A 17,222-nucleotide genomic window follows, 5' to 3' on the forward strand; every position below is an offset into this window, starting at 1 on the left:
GTACCGTATCATTTCCGAGGCAATCTCGCAGATAATAGGAGGAAACCAAATGACAAACCGTCGACTGTTTACATCAGAGAGTGTAACAGAAGGACATCCAGATAAAATTTGTGATCAAATTTCGGATGCCATTTTAGATGAAATCGTTTCAAAAGACCCGAATGCACGTGTAGCGTGTGAAACTACAGTAACAACGGGTCTTGTATTAGTAGCAGGAGAAATTACAACATCAACTTATGTTGATATTCCTAAAATCGTTCGTGAAACGGTAATGGAAATCGGCTATACACGTGGTAAATATGGCTTTGATGGCGAAAACGTAGCTGTTTTAACGGCAATTGGTGAGCAATCAGCTGATATCGCATTGGGCGTTGACCAAGCACTTGAAGCACGCGAAGGCTCAATGTCAGATGAAGATATAGAAGCAATTGGTGCAGGTGACCAAGGTTTAATGTTCGGATACGCATGTAACGAGACACCTGAGTTAATGCCTCTACCTATTAGCTTGGCACATAAATTAGCACGACGTTTAACTGAAGTTCGTAAAACAAAAGAGTTAGATTATTTACGTCCAGATGGTAAAACACAAGTAACAATCGAATATGATGAAAATAATCGTCCAGTTCGTGTGGATACAATTGTTATTTCAACTCAACATGATCCAGAGGTAACATTAGAGCAGATTAAAGAGGATTTACAAGCACGTGTAATTGCTCCAGTTGTACCTACTGAATTACTAGACGAAAAAACAAAATACTTCATCAACCCAACTGGTCGTTTTGTAATTGGTGGACCAAAAGGTGATGCAGGCTTAACGGGACGCAAAATTATCGTAGATACTTATGGTGGATATGCTCGTCATGGTGGCGGTGCTTTCTCTGGTAAGGATGCGACTAAGGTTGACCGTTCTGCAGCTTATGCAGCGCGTTATGTTGCAAAAAATATCGTAGCAGCTGAACTTGCTGAGCGTTGTGAAGTACAACTGGCTTATGCAATTGGTGTTGCACAACCAGTTTCAATTGCAATCGATACATTTGGTACTGGAAAAGTAAAAGAAGCAGATTTAGTTGAGTGGGTTCGTGAATTATTTGATTTACGCCCAGCAGGTATTATTAAAATGCTTGATCTACGTCGCCCAATCTACAAACAAACAGCTGCTTATGGTCATTTCGGCCGTACAGATTTGAATGTTCCTTGGGAAGCTACAGATAAAGCTGCCGTTTTAAAAGAAAAAGCGGGACTATAATTCAATCTAAAAAATCGCAATAACATAAAATATCCCGAGTTACACATTGATTATTTAAGTAATCATTGTAGTTCGGGATATTTTTATTTAATATAGAAGAAACTCATAGTAAGAGAATAAAAAACCTGAGAAATCGTTTAAAAAACGATACTCAGGCAACTTGATTGAACTATTTTTGAAGTGATTTATAGTATTGGCCTTTTTCGTAATACTCGTTGACAATACGGTCCATATCTTTTTTATCTTCCTCTGTTAACTCTCTAATAACTTTTGCAGGGCGTCCAAATGCTAAAGTGTTTGGGGGGATTTTCTTGCCTTGTGAAACGAGACTGCCTGCACCTATAAATGCACCTTCACCAATTTCAGCACCATCTAGGATAATTGAAGCCATCCCAACTAGAGCGCCTTTTTTTACAGTACAGCTATGTAATGTTACTTGATGTCCAATTGTCACGTCGTCTTCTAAGATTAGTGGATATGCAGGACTTTGATGTAAACAACATAAATCTTGTACATTTACTTTGCGTCCAATAATCGTAGGTGAAACATCTCCACGAATAACTGTATTGTAAAATATAGAAGAATCAGGTCCAATAGTAACATCGCCAGTAATAATTACGTTATCACCGATAAATACAGATGGGTCAATAGATGGTTTTTTGTCTCTAAATGGATAAATCATCGAAAAACGCCTCATTTCAAGTTATTATGTATTATTATCGTAACAAAAGGAAGCAATGAATGGAACTGAAATAGGCAGAATACGTTAATATATACATAGGAATTTATGAGGTGAGATAGTAATGTGGAAATGGGAAACGGAAGGCCAAGCAAGAGCTGTCGCTGTAATTATACATAGTGCATACGAACATCATCGTCGTTATGCATGGTTAATCGAAAATTTAAGAACGTCTGGTATACATGTTATTTCAGGAGATTTACCTGGACATGGAGAGGATAGTAGACATAAACGTGTGCACAGTGAAGAATTTAAAAGTTACGAAACATTCGTTAAACAACTAATGCAAGCAGCTTTAACATATAACTTACCTGTATTTGTAGTGGGACATGGTTTAGGAGCTATATTAGGAATCCATGTTGTTGAAAAATTCAAGTACGAATGTACGGGTGTGATAATAACGTCACCTTGGATGCATTTAAAACACCAACCATCAAAATTATCAAATGCTTTAACAGGTCTAAGTAAACTGACAGGCAATCTGAAAATCAATCATGAAATCAATATTAAACACTTAACGAGAAGCTATGAATTTTATAAAGAAGAAAAAGATGATATTTACTATAATGATGTCATTACTGTCAATTGGTACCGTGAACTTCATGGTTTCATGAAGGGAATATCACAACAAACGGTATTTCCAAATATCCCGATTTTATTAATGACTGGTGGCAATGATAAAATAGCGGATATTGCGTATAGTAAAAAATGGCTCGCGCAACAAAGTTTATCAGAGTATCAATATAAGGAATGGAAAGCCTGTTATCATGATTTGTTTCAAGAACCTGAACGTGAAGACATTTATGCCTATATGGAAAGTTTTATCTTTAATACATTAAAATCAGTTGGATATATTATTTAAACATTGACGGAATTTTACAGAATTCCGTCTTTTTTATTTGTAACCGATTTCAATTGTCATATAACACATAAGGTATATTCCCAATTTTATGGTTTTGATATATAATACATAACAATTGCTATTTTAATAGAATTAATTTTTCTTTTATTTGAAACTGGCAATATATATTATTCATGGAATAATTTATTATGATCAATGGGGGACAATAGATGGAAGCCATTATTACCAGTGTTTATGAGATTTTATGGGGACCGTGGATGATCTACGGTATTCTACTAGTCGGATTATTATTTACTATATTAACAAAAGGTGTACAAGTCCGTTTATTGAAAGACATGTTTAAACAAATTTTCAGTGGTAAAGAATCTGAAGCAGGTGTATCCTCTTTCCAAGCATTATCTATGGCGTTATCTGGTCGTGTTGGGACAGGTAATATTGCAGGTACTGCTACAGCAATTGCCTTTGGGGGACCGGGTGCAATTTTCTGGATGTGGGTAATTGCCTTCATCGGATCTGCAACCGCTTATGTAGAATCAACTTTAGCACAAATATATAAAGAAAAAAGAAACGGTGTTTATCGCGGTGGACCAGCATTTTATATCGAAAAAAGTACAGGGAAGCGTTGGTTAGGAATGATTTTTGCTGTAGCAGCAGTTGTTGCAATGGCATTTTTACAACCAACCGTGCAGTCAAATGCTATCGCTGACTCGATGTATACTGCATTTGGTATAAAACATTGGATTTCAGGTTTAGTAGTTTGTGTTATTTTAGGTGCCATTATTTTAGGTGGCGTAAAACGTATAGCTTCAGTAGCTTCTTTTATCGTACCGTTTATGGCGTTAGGATATCTTCTAGTTGCAGCCATTATTATTGTTATTAATATTGAGAAGGTACCTGAAGTATTTTCTTTAATTATTCGAAGTGCGTTTGGTCTAGACTCTACTTTTGGTGGGATGGTAGGTGCTGCAATAGCGTGGGGAGTAAAACGTGGTGTTTATGCAAGTGAAGCTGGACAAGGTACAGGGCCTCACCCAGCAGCTGCTGCTGAGGTATCTCATCCGGTAAAACAAGGTCTAGTACAAACAGCTTCGGTATACTTAGCTGTATTTTTAGTTTGTACGGCAACAGCATTTATGATCCTATTTTCAGGTATGTATAATGTCCAATTAGATGATGGTAAAGGTGAATATTTAGTTGAAAATGCTCCCGGTGTTATCGCAGGAACAGCTTATACTCAAGCAGCGGTCGACAGTGCATTCCCAGGTGCTGGGGTAGGTTCAGGCTTTGTTGCCATTGCATTATTCTTCTTTGCTTTTACAACGACAATGGCTTATTATTACATTGCTGAAACGAATATTGCTTATATGTTTGAAGGGAAGCGGCAGAAAGTTGGCATACGTGTCGTGCAAATTATTATTATTGCTACGACTTTCTATGGTGCCGTTCGAACATCGGACTTAGCTTGGGTTTTAGGTGACATTGGTCTAGGGCTAATGGTTTGGGTAAACATTATCGCGCTATTATTCTTGGTGAAACCGTCTATAATAGCATTAAAAGATTATGAAGAGCAGAAAAAGCAGGGGATTGATCCTCAATTTGATCCCGTTAAATTAGGTATTAAAAATGCTGATTTCTGGGAACAAAAAAATAAAGAAAGAAAATAAGCATTTAACTGATAAATGAATTGTTTTTTCGATAATGGAGTTTAATATCCATAAATGATATCAAGATCTTCACAATATAATAGGGCGTCTCTTAGTCTGTAAATGACTAAAGAGACGCCTTTTTTTGTTAAGGATTTTTGCTTTGCTATAAGTGGAGAAGAGAGTAATATTTTCTAATTGAGTGTACTGGGAAAATATTGATTTAATAATTAAAAGATAAAGCTCTATCCTTAAATAATAATGTATACCCTTCGGATTTTTCTGATATATAACACATATAATGGTTTACGGATTATGAAATTTAGTTATATATCAGAATGTAACATATATCCACTAATGATTTTTTATAAATTTTATATTCCTATCATTAAAAAGAAAATACGAAGTTTTAACTAAAAATTAAAAAAGGAGGAGAATAAGTGGAGAGTTTCGTTTCGCTTCTGAATGACTTTTTATGGGGACCGTGGATGATTTATGGCATACTCGCAGTAGGTTTACTTTTCTCAATCATTACACGATTTTTACAAGTTCGATTGATAAAAGACATGTGTGTTCTTATGTTTAAAGGAGAAAAGTCAAAAAAAGGTATTTCTTCATTCCAAGCTATGTCGATTGCGCTATCTGGTCGTGTAGGAACAGGTAATATTGCAGGTACAGCTACAGCTATTGCATTTGGCGGACCGGGTGCAGTGTTTTGGATGTGGGCTATCGCTTTTATTGGAGCCGCTACAGCTTACGTTGAATCGACACTCGCTCAGATTTACAAGGAAGAAAAAGATGATCAATATCGTGGTGGTCCAGCTTTCTATATTGAAAAAGGCTTGGGGAAGAAAAGCTTTGGTATAGTTTTTGCCGTTATTGCATTAATCGCAATGGCAGTTTTAATGCCTGGCGTACAAACTAATGCAATTGCAGGGGCAATGGAAAGTGCTTTTGGTATTAAAATGTGGATTTCCGGACTTATCATCGTTGTTTTATTAGCAATTATTATTATTGGTGGTATTAAATCAATTGCAAAAGTAGCCCAATATGTTGTACCGTTTATGGCTATTGCCTATATTTTAATGGCCCTTGTGATTATTTTAATGAATATTTCTGAAGTACCTGCAGTATTTAAATTAATCTTTGCAAATGCCTTTGCTCTGGATTCAACCTTTGGGGGGATCATTGGAGCTGCAATCGCCTGGGGAGTAAAACGTGGTATTTACTCAAATGAAGCTGGTCAAGGTACAGGAGCCCATCCCGCAGCAGCAGCAGAAGTATCCCATCCAGCCAAACAAGGTATCGTGCAAGCGGCTTCCGTTTACATTGATACGTTATTAGTTTGTTCAGCAACAGCATTCATGATTTTATTTACAGGGACTTTTAATGTTTATGATGAAGCGAATGCAACATTCCTTCATCAAGGTGACTTTGGTAAAGGGATTGTAGCGTCTAATATTGAAGCTGGTGCGGCGTATACACAATACGCAGTGGACTCTGCTTTACCAGGATTCGGTTCAGAATTTGTAGCCATTGCTTTATTCTTCTTTGCTTTTACAACTGTAATGGCATATTACTATATAGCAGAAACAAATATCTCGTATCTATTTAAAGGAAAGGCAGAAAAGTTATGGATTTGGGTAATGAAATTTGTTTTCTTGGCTGCCGTATTCTATGGGACAGTAAAAACTTCTACTATAGCATGGGCACTAGGTGATGTAGGATTAGGGTTAATGGTTTGGGTAAATGTCATAGGTATACTATTTATTATGAAGCCAGCTTTACTTGCATTAAAAGACTATGAAGCCCAGAAGAAACAAGGAAAAGACCCTGTGTTTAATCCAGAACAATTAGGTATTAAAAATGCAGACTTCTGGGTTAACTACAATAAAAATAAAAAATCAGAGTAACATTCTAAGTACTAAGGGTATTCCATTTACCCTTAGTACTTTTTATTGGTGTTATTTTATATGTTTCGGTACTCTTTAGCTAGGAGGCGATTTTTTGGACATTCGATTAAGTATATTAGACCAGTCACCCATCTCTGAAGGTTCCAATGCTGTCGAGGCATTGCGACAAACAACTGTTTTAGCACAAAAAGCAGAGGAATGGGGATATTCAAGGTTCTGGGTTTCAGAACATCATGACACAACAACTTTAGCGGGTTCATCGCCTGAAATACTAATATCTCATTTAGCGTCAGCAACTAAGAGTATTCGCATTGGATCAGGTGGTGTGATGCTACCACATTACTCAGCATATAAAGTTGCAGAGAATTTTAAGTTATTAGAAGCCTTATACCCAGGGCGTATAGATGCAGGAATGGGGAGAGCACCAGGTGGAATGCCACGTGCAACTCATGCTTTACATGATGGGAATTTTCGTGATGTCAATCAGTTCCCTAACCAGATTGATGATTTACTTATGTATTTGCATGATGCAGTACCAGAAGGTCATCAATTCCAAGGTTTAAAAGCAACACCGACGACCAATAGCGCTCCACCTGTTTGGATGCTTGGTTCAAGTGCTAATTCAGCATATTTAGCTGCGGAAAAAGGCTTGCCATATATGTTCGCTCAATTTATTAATGGTGATGGAGGCCCTTCTTATGCTAAGGCATATAGAGATCGCTTTAGACCATCTCAATATTTGCAACAGCCAAAGCAAGCAGTAGCTGTCTTTGTAGTTTGTGCAGAGACTGAAGAAGATGCAAAGAGAATTGCATCTTCAAAGGAGCTGACTATGCTTCGTTTAGTACAAGGTAAGCCATCTGCTGGAACACCTTCTATTGAAACAGCTATGAATTATCCATATACCATCTATGATCTGCAAAGTATTGAGGAATTCCGTAAAAGATTAGTTGTGGGAAATCCTCAACAAGTAAAAGAACAAATTGAAAACTTAGCAGAAGTATACCAAGCAGAAGAAGTGATGCTAGTAACGATTGCTTATAATTTTGAAGACAAATTAAAATCCTTTGAACTAATTGCAAAGGAAATACTATAAAAATAACCTCTACTTAGCAAATTTAGCTATGTAGAGGTTATTTTTTTAACTAGAAATTTTATCTGGTTCATTAGAAGGGTGGTTGCTATATTGTGAAAGTGCTTCTTCTTCTATCGGAATACGTATAAGCATCATCCCGTAATTAAGAAACGTAAAAATAATAGCAGTGAAATATGCCTGGAAAATAAGAGGTATAATGGCGATTTCAAGAGCGACAATGGCGTAATTTGGATGAGGCATCCATTTATACGGTCCTTGTTTTACTAGTTTGGCTCCGGGTAAAATAATGATTTTCGTATTCCAAAATCGACCAAGTGATTGAATAGCCCAAACACGTGCAAATTGTAGCGTTATGAAGGCTATTAGTAGATAAGGCCATAGTGGGCTCAGTGGAGGTTTGAGCCATAAGTATTCAAAGAGTAGGCTGCATAAAAAGAGAGTATGCATTATCACCATGAGTGGGTAGTGTCCCTGACCAGCCTCAATAGCTCCTTGTCTTTTTTGGTAGCGCTCATTTGACCTTGCAACCATTAATTCTCCTAAGCGTTGTAAACAAATTAGTATGAAGACGATAGAAAATAGCAAGTCATCACTTCCATTCTAAGAGTAATAGTTCTCCGCTAAAACCCGGTCCTAAAGCGGCCATTAAGCCAATATCTCCTTTATTAGCATACTCTGTCATTGTCTTTTCTAATACATATAAAACAGTAGGAGAAGACATATTGCCATGGTCTTGTAATATGGTTTTACTTGGTATAAGTAATTGCGAATCTATTCGTAAAGCAGTTTCATAAGCGGTTAATACTTTTTTTCCACCAGGATGTGCTACAAAATGATGGAGGTTTGAGAGCTCTGTTTTGTTAGCTTGTAAAAATTCATCTACAAAAGGGGCAAGCCAATTTTCAATAACGCTAGGAATACTTTTGGCGAATATAACATGAAATCCTGTATTTTCAACAGCCCATCCCATGACATCCTCTGAGTTTGGAAGCCATTTGGAAGCAGTAGCTTTAATAGCGGGTAGTGGCTGGCGAGCAGTAGCCATGACAGCATCCCCACAAACGAGCGCACAAGCGACACCATCTCCGAAAAGGGATGTGCCTATAAGGTTACTTTTAGTTAAATCATTCGCTTGGAAAGTAAGGCTACAAAGCTCAACACATAGAACTAAAACTTTTGAAGCGGGGTGGGCAATACAGAAGTCATTAGCCCGACTAATTCCGGCGGCACCACCGCCACAACCTAGTCCCCAAATAGGAATTCGTACAACATGTTCAGAAAAAGGGAGTTTGTTCATAATTCGAGCATCAATACTTGGTGTTGAAATGCCAGTACTAGAGATAAATACAATGGCATCAATATCCTTCGTACTGACCCCACCAGCTTTTTCTAAACAGTTCTCAATAGCGGTAACGCCAAAAGAGACAGCGTGTTCAATATAAAGTCGGTTACGTTCGGCGAAATCGTGATCTTGTTTATACCAATCAATTGGCATAGTAAGATGGCGATTAAGAATTTCACCATTTTCAAAAACACGTAAATAGCGCTCTAGTTGAGTTATTTTTTGTGAGAAAAGAGTGCGAACAAAATGCTCAGCCTGAGTTTGTACTAATGTATATGGTGGGTTATATGTACTAACTGCATGAATTTTTGGCATACTGATTCTCCTTATAAAAATAGAATATTATCAGTATCACTATGTGCAATGGCTTTTATTCAAGTATTTTTTTGTAGGAGAATAAGGTGAAAGGTATAAAAAAGACTTCCATCACCTGTATGAACGGTAATAGAAGTCTTGTATTGTTGTAATTCTTTTATGGTAAGTCCTTCATTTTCTCTAGAGCAATGATAAATGGAGGGTCATTTTTTTGGTTGATAAATTCATAACGTAAAACATGAACGTATTTCTGTGGTAAGTCACTAACATAAGCTAATAATTTATCGCGTTCATCCTTGCCGCCTTCATGGCCATGGTAAACAACGAGAATAATCATACCGCCTACATGTAATAGGTCTAATAAGTCAGAGATTGCTTCGATTGTTGTACCAGGCTTTGTGACAATCGAGTGTTCGCTACCAGGTAAATAACCGAGATTGAAAATAGCTGCTTTAATAGGCTCTGATACATAGTGTTTAACGTTTTGATGGCCATCTAAAATAACTGTAGCTTGTTTGTCTAATTGGTTTTCCTCAAGGCGTAATTTTGTCGCGTCAACTGCTTGCTGCTGAACATCAAAAGCATAGACATGTCCTGTAGTGCCTACAAGCTCTGCTAGAAAGGCTGTATCATGTCCATTTCCAGCTGTCGCATCAACCACAGAATCACCAGCTACTACTGTATCTGCTAGTAAATCTTTAGTGTATTGTAAAACGCGCTGGAGCTTCATTTAGATGGCACTTCCGCATTATAAAACTTACCTTGCCAGCTACCTCGTCTTTCAAGTTCAGCATCAATCCCATTTAATACTTCCCACTTGTTAACACTCCACATTGGGCCAATCATTAAGTCGATTGGTCCATCACCTGTAATTCGATGCACGATCATGTCAGGCGGGATGATTTCTAGTTGGTCAGCTACCAGCTTAATATATTCATCCTTATCCAGAAATTCAAGGATGCCTTTTTCATATTGTTTAACCATCGGTGTACCTTTTAATAAATGAAGTAGATGGATCTTGATCCCTTGTACGTCAAGATTAGCGACAGCTCGTGCAGTCTCCATCATCATTTCATTTGTTTCAAGAGGTAACCCGTTAATGATATGACTACATACTCGTATATTGTGCTTACGTAATTTTTCGACGCCTTCAACATAAGTCGCGAAATCATGTGCACGATTAATCATTGTTGCTGTTTTTTCATGGACTGTTTGTAAACCTAGTTCTACCCATAAATAAGTTCTTTCATTAAGTTCAGCTAAATATTCAACAACATCATCAGGCAAGCAATCAGGTCGAGTAGCAATACTAATCCCCATAACACCTTCTTGAGCTAAAGCCGCCTCGAATTTCTCTTTCAAGATTGGTAATGGGGCATGTGTATTTGTATACGCTTGGAAATAGGCCATCGTTTTGCCGTTTTTCCATTTTTGCTCCATCTTATGTTTGATTTTTTCGAATTGAACTGGAATTGGATCTACGCGATCACCAGCGAAGTCACCTGAGCCGGCTGCACTACAAAATGTACAACCACCAAATGCTACAGTGCCGTCACGGTTTGGACAGTCAAAGCCTGCATCCAAAGCTACTTTATATACTTTGTGACCAAACTCATTACGTAAATATCGATTCCATGTATAATAACGTTTCCCATCAGAAGGGAACGGAAATAAATTTTCAGTCATGCGTTTTCACTCCTCTAACGAACTATTTTAACATGGGAATGGCCAATTCATCGAATCATTTTATTTCAAGTGAAAAAAAATAATAGAAAAAAGCTTTATGGGGTTGTTGAAATAATGGAAATGAAATAAGATTATTTAGTTATACGAAATAATGGGGGTAAGGGGATGCCAAAAAGTGTCTGGCTATTAATAATTGGTATGCTTGTAAATGTTACAGGTAGTTCATTTTTATGGCCTTTAAATACAATTTATATGCATGATCATCTAGGGCAATCTCTCTCTGTTGCAGGGCTTGTGTTAATGGCAAATGCTGCTGCAGGTGTTGTTGGAAACTTACTAGGTGGTTATTTATTTGATCGTTATGGCGGTTATAAGGCGATCATGTTTGGAATTATTGTGACAATTTTAGGTCTAATCTGCTTAACAATTTGGCATGGTTGGCCTCATTACGTGTGGTTTTTAACGCTTATCGGTTTTAGTGGTGGGGTTGTATTCCCAAGTATGTTCGCAATGGTAGGTACTGCTTGGCCAGAAGGAGGGCGACGTGGATTTAATGCCATTTACTTAGCTCAAAACTTAGGTGTAGCGATTGGTCCAGCTCTTGCAGGAGTTGTAGCGTCTTATAGCTTTGACTATTTATTTAGTGCGAATTTGCTAATGTACGTAGTGTTCTTTTTCATTGCCTTTTTTGGTTTCCGGTCCATGGGGGAACAATCAATGGGGCCAACATCTGTTGTGAGTGAAAGTAAGCGCGTGAAAGATAAATCTTCTTTTATCGCACTATTAATAATATCATCCGGTTTCCTATTCAGTTGGATTGCCTATTCACAATGGACGACAACAATTTCATCTTATACACAAGATTTAGGTATTTCATTGAAGCAATATAGTTTGCTTTGGACTGTAAATGGCTTATTGATTGTAATCGGTCAACCACTGATTAATCCGATTGTAAAAAAATTGGAACATCTTATGAAAGCGCAACTAGTGTTAGGGATTTCCATCTATATCGTATCCTTTATTGTAGTGAGCTTTGCAGAATCATTCCAAATGTTCATGGTCGCAATTATCATTTTGACTTTTGGAGAAATGTTCGTATGGCCAGCAATTCCTACAATTGCTAGCACGTTAGCACCCAAAGGACGAGATGGATTTTATCAAGGGGTTGTAAATAGTGCTGCGATGATAGGTCGAATGGTCGGACCCTTTATAGGTGGTGTGCTGGCTGATCAATTAGGTATGCATATTATGTTCATTGTTTTAACAATTTTCCTTGCGATTGCTATAGTACCTTATGTCATGTATGATCGACCGCTAAAAGAGAAAAAAACTGAGAGTCTTTGAGATTCTCAGTTTTTTATTTGCATAAAATACTACATAAATATATATATTTGCTAGAATTTGAATATTTGTTACTTGTTTGAGAAAATGAAAGAGGGAGAAATTTCAAGTGAAGAAAGGGGTAGTGAAGATGAAGCCTATTTATACTTCTGCAAGTGAAGCGATTGCTGATATTCAAGATGGTATGACACTTATGGTGGGTGGATTTGGCTTAGTTGGTATTCCAGAGCAACTCATTCTAGCTCTAGTTGAAAAAGAAGTGAAAGACCTAACCATCATTTCTAACAATTGTGGCATTGATGATTGGGGACTTGGATTACTGCTACATAAAAAACAAATAAAGAAAATGATAGGTTCTTATGTAGGAGAGAATAAGGAATTCGAGCGTCAAGTACTATCAGGTGAAATTGAGGTAGAACTGACACCACAAGGTACACTAGCCGAGAAAATTCGTGCAGGTGGAGCAGGGATTCCAGCATTTTATACGCCGGCGGGAGTGGGGACTCCTATTGCAGAAGGAAAGGAAACACGCATATTCGATGGTAAGGAATATGTCTTAGAGGAAGCTTTGCATGCAGACTTTTCATTAATAAGAGCAGCTAAGGCAGATAGTTTTGGTAATTTAATTTATAACAAAACAGCACAAAACTTTAATCCAATCATGGCTGCAGCTGGAAGATTTACGATTGCTGAAATAGAGGAACTAGTGGAGCCGGGTGACATTGACCCTAACCAAGTGCAGACGCCAAGCATTTATGTACAAGGCCTATTTCAGGCGAAACAAGAAAAAAGAATTGAACGCTTAATGATTCGTTCTTAAAGAAAGGGGACTTTGAGATATGAATGTAAGAGAAATAATTGCACGTCGTGCGGAACAGGAAATTGCTGACGGGAATTATGTCAATTTAGGAATTGGTATGCCAACATTAGTGGCTAATTATATAGCTTCAAATAAAGAGGTAATTTTACAATCAGAAAATGGATTATTAGGAATAGGACCATATCCGACAGAGGATGAGGTAGATCCTGATTTGATTAATGCAGGGAAAGAAACGGTCACAACTATTCCTGGCTCTGCTTTTTTTAGCAATGCTGAATCATTTGCGATGATCCGCGGTGGCCATATTGATGTAGCCATTTTAGGTGGAATGGAAGTATCTGAAACAGGTGACTTAGCCAATTGGATGATTCCAGGGAAAATGATTAAAGGTATGGGCGGAGCAATGGACTTAGTACATGGTGCAAAGAAAATTATTGTAATAATGGAGCATGTAGCAAAGGATGGCTCTGCTAAGATTAAAAAGACTTGTGAGCTACCGTTAACAGGAAAATCCGTTGTCGACAAAATCATTACGGATCGTGCTGTCATTGATGTAACACCTACAGGACTGGTATTAAGAGAAGTATTTGAAGGGTATACAGTAGAAGAAGTTGTTGCAGTTACTGGTGCCGATTTAAATGTAGAAAATGTGCAGGAAAATGTAGTTGTTAGATAAGTGATATTCTATAAAAAAAGAAAGGCATAAGTAGGATATGTCTTTCTTTTTTTACATTAAAATAACACTTGTATTTTATTGATATCCTTTTCTTCACGTATAAATAGGGTAGAAATCGAACCTTTTACATATTATAAAGAAAACTTCGATCCGAACATCATAACCCTTTTATTTCCAAAGTTTTTAAATTGCTTGTCATTTTGGCTCAATTCGATTAGAATTAGATTCAATATAACAAGACTATGATAAGGAATAGTAAATTTATTTGATTTTCAAGAGAGCTAGCGGGTGGTGTAAGCTAGTAAATGGATAAATTGAACTCGCCTTGGAGTCTGCAATGGTGAATACAAGTGTAACCAAAGCCGTTTTCCGCGTTAAGGAATCAAGTTGAGTGTAATACACTAATTTGGGTGGTACCGCGGGAACCTTTTTAAGCTCTCGTCCCTTGTTCTAGGGACGGGAGTTTTTATTTTGTCTAAAGTATAGGAATATTATGACAATATAAATGGCGAAACTTGTTTTATTATTTTAAGGAGGAGAAATCATTGAATTTCAATCATCAAGAGATCGAAAAGAAATGGCAATCATATTGGGCAGAACATAATACATTTAAAACTGTCAATGACGAATCAAAGCCAAAATTTTATGCACTAGATATGTTCCCTTATCCATCGGGATCGGGTTTACATGTTGGACACCCTGAAGGATATACAGCAACAGATATTTTAAGTCGTTTCAAACGTATGCAAGGCTATAATGTTCTTCACCCAATCGGTTGGGATGCATTCGGACTACCTGCTGAACAATACGCTTTAGACACGGGTAATGATCCTGCTGAATTTACAGCAAAAAATATTGCGACATTTAAACGTCAAATTCAAGAACTTGGCTTCTCGTATGACTGGGATCGAGAAATCAATACAACAGATCCAAGCTACTATAAATGGACTCAATGGATTTTCGTTCAACTATACAAAAAAGGTTTAGCTTATATTGATGAGGTAGCTGTTAACTGGTGCCCAGCACTTGGTACAGTACTTGCTAATGAAGAAGTAATTGATGGTAAATCAGAACGTGGTGGACACCCTGTTGAACGCCGTCCTATGAAACAGTGGATGCTGAAAATTACTGCTTATGCTGACCGTTTAGTCGACGATTTAGAAGAAGTAGATTGGCCTGAAAATATTAAAGATATGCAACGTCACTGGATTGGGCGCTCTGAAGGTGCAGAAGTGGCATTCACAGTAGATGGTACAAATCAATCGTTCCGTGTATTTACAACACGCCCTGACACATTATTTGGTGCTACTTATGCAGTACTTGCTCCTGAACATAAACTAGTAGCTGAAATTACAACAGATGCACAAAAAGCATCAGTTGAAGCATATCTAGATGAAGTGAAAATGAAATCTGATCTTGAACGTACTGATCTTGCAAAAGAAAAAACAGGTGTCTTCACAGGCGCTTATGCAGTGAATCCAATTAATGGTGAGAAAATGCCGATTTGGATCGCTGACTATGTACTTGCAACATATGGTACAGGTGCAATCATGGCTGTTCCTGCTCACGATGAACGTGACTACGAATTTGCAAAACAATTCGATTTACCAATCGTTGAAGTTGTAGCGGGTGGAGATATCGAAAAAGAAGCATATGCTGGAGAAGGTAAACATGTTAACTCTGGATTCCTTGATGGTTTAGGCAAAGAAGAAGCGATTGCTAAAGCGATTGAATGGTTAGAAGAAAAAGGCGTAGGTGAAAAGAAAATTTCTTATCGTTTACGTGATTGGTTATTTAGCCGTCAACGTTATTGGGGAGAGCCAATCCCAGTTATTCATTGGGAAGATGGCGAAGTAACAACGCTTGATGAATCAGAGCTACCACTTATTTTACCTAAAACTGATGATATCCGCCCAAGTGGAACTGGAGAATCACCTCTTGCGAATATTGAAGAATGGGTAAATGTAGTTGACCCTGTAACAGGTAAAAAAGGTCGTCGAGAAACAAACACTATGCCACAATGGGCTGGTTCTAGTTGGTACTTCCTACGTTATATTGATCCAACAAATGATGAGATGCTTGCGGATCCAGAATTATTAAAACGCTGGTTACCAGTTGATATTTACATTGGTGGTCAAGAGCACGCTGTTCTGCATTTACTATATGCTCGTTTCTGGCATAAAGTATTGTACGATCTAGGTGTTGTACCAACTAAAGAGCCTTTCCAAAAATTATTCAACCAAGGGATGATTTTAGGAGAAGGTAATGAAAAAATGTCTAAATCAAAAGGGAATGTAGTAAACCCTGACGATATTATTGCGAGCCACGGTGCAGATACACTTCGACTTTACGAAATGTTCATGGGCCCGCTTGAAGCATCTATTCCATGGTCTGAAAATGGCCTTGATGGAGCACGACGCTTCTTAGATCGTATCTGGCGTCTATTTATCAATGAAGATGGATCACTATCAGATAAAATCCAAGCTTCAAATGATACTACTTTAGAAAAAGTGTATAACCAAACAGTGAAAAAAGTAACTGAAAACTACGAACATATCCGTTTCAACACGGCTATTTCACAAATGATGGTATTCATCAATGATTGCTACAAAGCAGATGTCGTGCCAACAGCTTATGCTGAAGGCTTCGTTAAAATGTTAGCGCCAATTGCTCCTCACATTGCAGAAGAGTTATGGGCGAAATTTGGTAAAGCAGAAACATTAACGTACGCTGCATGGCCAACATTTGATGAATCGAAATTAACTGACGATGAAATCGAAGTAGTAGTGCAAGTAAACGGTAAAGTAAAAACCAAAATTTTAGTAGCAAAAGACGCATCTCGCGAAGACCTACAAGAAATTGCATTAGCAGATGAAAAAATTGCTGAACAAATTGCGGATAAAGAAATTAAGAAAATTATCGCTGTTCCTGGGAAACTTGTGAATATTGTAGCGATTTAAGCTTCATCACATAATACTTCTGCTGTTTAGCAGACTAACCACATCTTCTCTTTAATATGAGAGAAGATGTGGTTTTTTCATTTTTTAATAGCGCAAGGAATACTAGGGTTTCATATTTAGTACGCACAAAAATACACAGTTTCAATTTTGAGGAATTGAAACTGTGCACTATAAATTGATTATTTTAAAAATCCCTTTTAATAGAACTTTTGCCTAAACCCATAAAAAAGTCAATGAAATAAGCAACAGCGATTAAAATATGAATAGTCCATCCAAGGATAGGAATCCACGTCAGTAAAGTTAAGATAATCGCTAAAATCGGTACAACTTTTGAGTGACCAGTCACAAAGCGCAGAACAAGAACGATTACATGAATAACGAGCGCAGTCGTTAAAGCTGAATATCCAGAACCAATCATAATAGCTCCACCTAAAATAGGTATAGCTAATAATAATTCATATAAAAAAGCAATAATAGTTGGGATTATGAACATATACAAGACCTCCTGATTAGATATGATACCCTATATACGTTTGAAAACAACAATAGTTGCAAAGATAATTAATTTTAAAATTAAAGACAT

15 protein-coding genes and 1 other annotated feature are annotated in these 17,222 nt (G+C 37.3%); of the genes, 9 read left to right on the plus strand and 6 right to left on the minus strand.

What is annotated here, in order from left to right; all coding sequences use genetic code 11:
- Window positions 1-49 precede the first annotated feature (49 nt).
- Window positions 50-1,246: a methionine adenosyltransferase gene (gene metK, locus MHH85_RS02315; RefSeq protein ID WP_193740782.1), complete on the plus strand. Its 1,197-nt coding sequence runs from the start codon at window positions 50-52 to the stop codon at window positions 1,244-1,246.
- 169 nt (window positions 1,247-1,415) lie between these two features.
- Here metK and MHH85_RS02320 read toward each other — a convergent pair whose 3' ends face one another.
- Window positions 1,416-1,928 carry a gamma carbonic anhydrase gene (locus tag MHH85_RS02320; protein WP_053416697.1) on the minus strand — a complete coding sequence of 171 codons (513 nt, stop codon included), beginning with the start codon at window positions 1,926-1,928 and terminating at the stop codon, window positions 1,416-1,418.
- Between the two features lie 121 nt (window positions 1,929-2,049).
- Between MHH85_RS02320 and MHH85_RS02325 the strand changes: the two genes are divergently transcribed.
- From MHH85_RS02325 to MHH85_RS02340, 4 genes are all read left to right on the plus strand, one after another.
- The gene (locus MHH85_RS02325; protein ID WP_193740781.1) at window positions 2,050-2,847 is read left to right on the plus strand and encodes an alpha/beta hydrolase; all 798 of its coding nucleotides are present in this window, start codon (window positions 2,050-2,052) and stop codon (window positions 2,845-2,847) included.
- Between the two features lie 209 nt (window positions 2,848-3,056).
- On the plus strand, window positions 3,057-4,511 hold the full coding sequence (locus MHH85_RS02330) for an alanine/glycine:cation symporter family protein (RefSeq protein WP_340705822.1): 1,455 nt from the start codon (window positions 3,057-3,059) through the stop codon (window positions 4,509-4,511).
- A gap of 419 nt (window positions 4,512-4,930) precedes the next feature.
- The gene (locus MHH85_RS02335) at window positions 4,931-6,403 is read left to right on the plus strand and encodes an alanine/glycine:cation symporter family protein (protein ID WP_340705823.1); all 1,473 of its coding nucleotides are present in this window, start codon (window positions 4,931-4,933) and stop codon (window positions 6,401-6,403) included.
- A 94-nt stretch (window positions 6,404-6,497) separates the two neighbouring features.
- Window positions 6,498-7,499 (plus strand): LLM class flavin-dependent oxidoreductase, encoded by a 1,002-nt coding sequence (locus MHH85_RS02340; RefSeq protein WP_340705824.1) that lies wholly within the window; start codon window positions 6,498-6,500, stop codon window positions 7,497-7,499.
- A gap of 45 nt (window positions 7,500-7,544) precedes the next feature.
- Here the strand turns inward: MHH85_RS02340 and MHH85_RS02345 are convergent, their stop codons facing one another.
- The 4 genes from MHH85_RS02345 to MHH85_RS02360 all read right to left on the minus strand — a co-directional run bounded on the left by MHH85_RS02345 (window position 7,545) and on the right by MHH85_RS02360 (window position 10,842).
- Window positions 7,545-8,084 (minus strand): isoprenylcysteine carboxyl methyltransferase family protein, encoded by a 540-nt coding sequence (locus MHH85_RS02345; RefSeq protein WP_193740778.1) that lies wholly within the window; start codon window positions 8,082-8,084, stop codon window positions 7,545-7,547.
- Between the two features lie 4 nt (window positions 8,085-8,088).
- Window positions 8,089-9,156 (minus strand): type III polyketide synthase, encoded by a 1,068-nt coding sequence (locus MHH85_RS02350; RefSeq protein ID WP_340705825.1) that lies wholly within the window; start codon window positions 9,154-9,156, stop codon window positions 8,089-8,091.
- A 157-nt stretch (window positions 9,157-9,313) separates the two neighbouring features.
- On the minus strand, window positions 9,314-9,886 hold the full coding sequence (locus MHH85_RS02355; RefSeq protein ID WP_053416690.1) for a class I SAM-dependent methyltransferase: 573 nt from the start codon (window positions 9,884-9,886) through the stop codon (window positions 9,314-9,316).
- A complete protein-coding gene (locus MHH85_RS02360) occupies window positions 9,883-10,842 on the minus strand; it encodes a TIGR01212 family radical SAM protein (protein WP_193740775.1) in 960 nt (319 codons plus the stop codon). The genes MHH85_RS02355 and MHH85_RS02360 overlap by 4 nt, the downstream gene beginning before the upstream one ends.
- Before the next feature lie 165 nt (window positions 10,843-11,007).
- On the opposite strand from MHH85_RS02360, the gene MHH85_RS02365 reads away from it, so the two are divergent.
- The 4 genes from MHH85_RS02365 to leuS all read left to right on the plus strand — a co-directional run bounded on the left by MHH85_RS02365 (window position 11,008) and on the right by leuS (window position 16,639).
- Window positions 11,008-12,186, plus strand: coding sequence for an MDR family MFS transporter (locus MHH85_RS02365; RefSeq protein ID WP_038188050.1), 1,179 nt, complete (start codon window positions 11,008-11,010; stop codon window positions 12,184-12,186).
- 127 nt (window positions 12,187-12,313) lie between these two features.
- Window positions 12,314-13,003, plus strand: coding sequence for a CoA transferase subunit A (locus tag MHH85_RS02370; protein WP_340708112.1), 690 nt, complete (start codon window positions 12,314-12,316; stop codon window positions 13,001-13,003).
- 19 nt (window positions 13,004-13,022) lie between these two features.
- Window positions 13,023-13,679 (plus strand): 3-oxoacid CoA-transferase subunit B, encoded by a 657-nt coding sequence (locus MHH85_RS02375; RefSeq protein ID WP_340705826.1) that lies wholly within the window; start codon window positions 13,023-13,025, stop codon window positions 13,677-13,679.
- A 233-nt stretch (window positions 13,680-13,912) separates the two neighbouring features.
- Window positions 13,913-14,128, plus strand: a binding site (T-box leader).
- A gap of 96 nt (window positions 14,129-14,224) precedes the next feature.
- Entirely contained in the window at window positions 14,225-16,639 is a 2,415-nt protein-coding gene (gene leuS, locus MHH85_RS02380; RefSeq protein ID WP_340705827.1) for a leucine--tRNA ligase, read from the plus strand.
- A 184-nt stretch (window positions 16,640-16,823) separates the two neighbouring features.
- On the opposite strand, the gene MHH85_RS02385 is transcribed toward leuS, so the two are convergent.
- A complete protein-coding gene (locus MHH85_RS02385; protein ID WP_053416684.1) occupies window positions 16,824-17,132 on the minus strand; it encodes a hypothetical protein in 309 nt (102 codons plus the stop codon).
- Between the last annotated feature and the right edge of the window lie 90 nt (window positions 17,133-17,222).

The sequence above is a fragment of the Viridibacillus sp. FSL E2-0187 genome, from assembly GCF_038006425.1.
Classification (GTDB): Bacteria; Bacillota; Bacilli; order Bacillales_A; family Planococcaceae; genus Viridibacillus; species Viridibacillus arvi.

Bases quoted from the DNA above. Each gene is read 5' to 3' on its own strand.
- MHH85_RS02360 (WP_193740775.1), bottom strand. From the start codon at position 10,842: ATGACTGAAAATTTATTTCCGTTCCCTTCTGATGGGAAACGTTATTAT.
- MHH85_RS02370 (WP_340708112.1), top strand. From the start codon at position 12,314: ATGAAGCCTATTTATACTTCTGCAAGTGAAGCGATTGCTGATATTCAA.
- MHH85_RS02365 (WP_038188050.1), top strand. From the start codon at position 11,008: ATGCCAAAAAGTGTCTGGCTATTAATAATTGGTATGCTTGTAAATGTT.
- MHH85_RS02375 (WP_340705826.1), top strand. From the start codon at position 13,023: ATGAATGTAAGAGAAATAATTGCACGTCGTGCGGAACAGGAAATTGCT.
- MHH85_RS02330 (WP_340705822.1), top strand. From the start codon at position 3,057: ATGGAAGCCATTATTACCAGTGTTTATGAGATTTTATGGGGACCGTGG.
- MHH85_RS02350 (WP_340705825.1), bottom strand. From the start codon at position 9,156: ATGCCAAAAATTCATGCAGTTAGTACATATAACCCACCATATACATTA.
- MHH85_RS02320 (WP_053416697.1), bottom strand. From the start codon at position 1,928: ATGATTTATCCATTTAGAGACAAAAAACCATCTATTGACCCATCTGTA.
- metK (WP_193740782.1), top strand. From the start codon at position 50: ATGACAAACCGTCGACTGTTTACATCAGAGAGTGTAACAGAAGGACAT.
- MHH85_RS02325 (WP_193740781.1), top strand. From the start codon at position 2,050: ATGTGGAAATGGGAAACGGAAGGCCAAGCAAGAGCTGTCGCTGTAATT.
- MHH85_RS02385 (WP_053416684.1), bottom strand. From the start codon at position 17,132: ATGTTCATAATCCCAACTATTATTGCTTTTTTATATGAATTATTATTA.
- MHH85_RS02355 (WP_053416690.1), bottom strand. From the start codon at position 9,886: ATGAAGCTCCAGCGCGTTTTACAATACACTAAAGATTTACTAGCAGAT.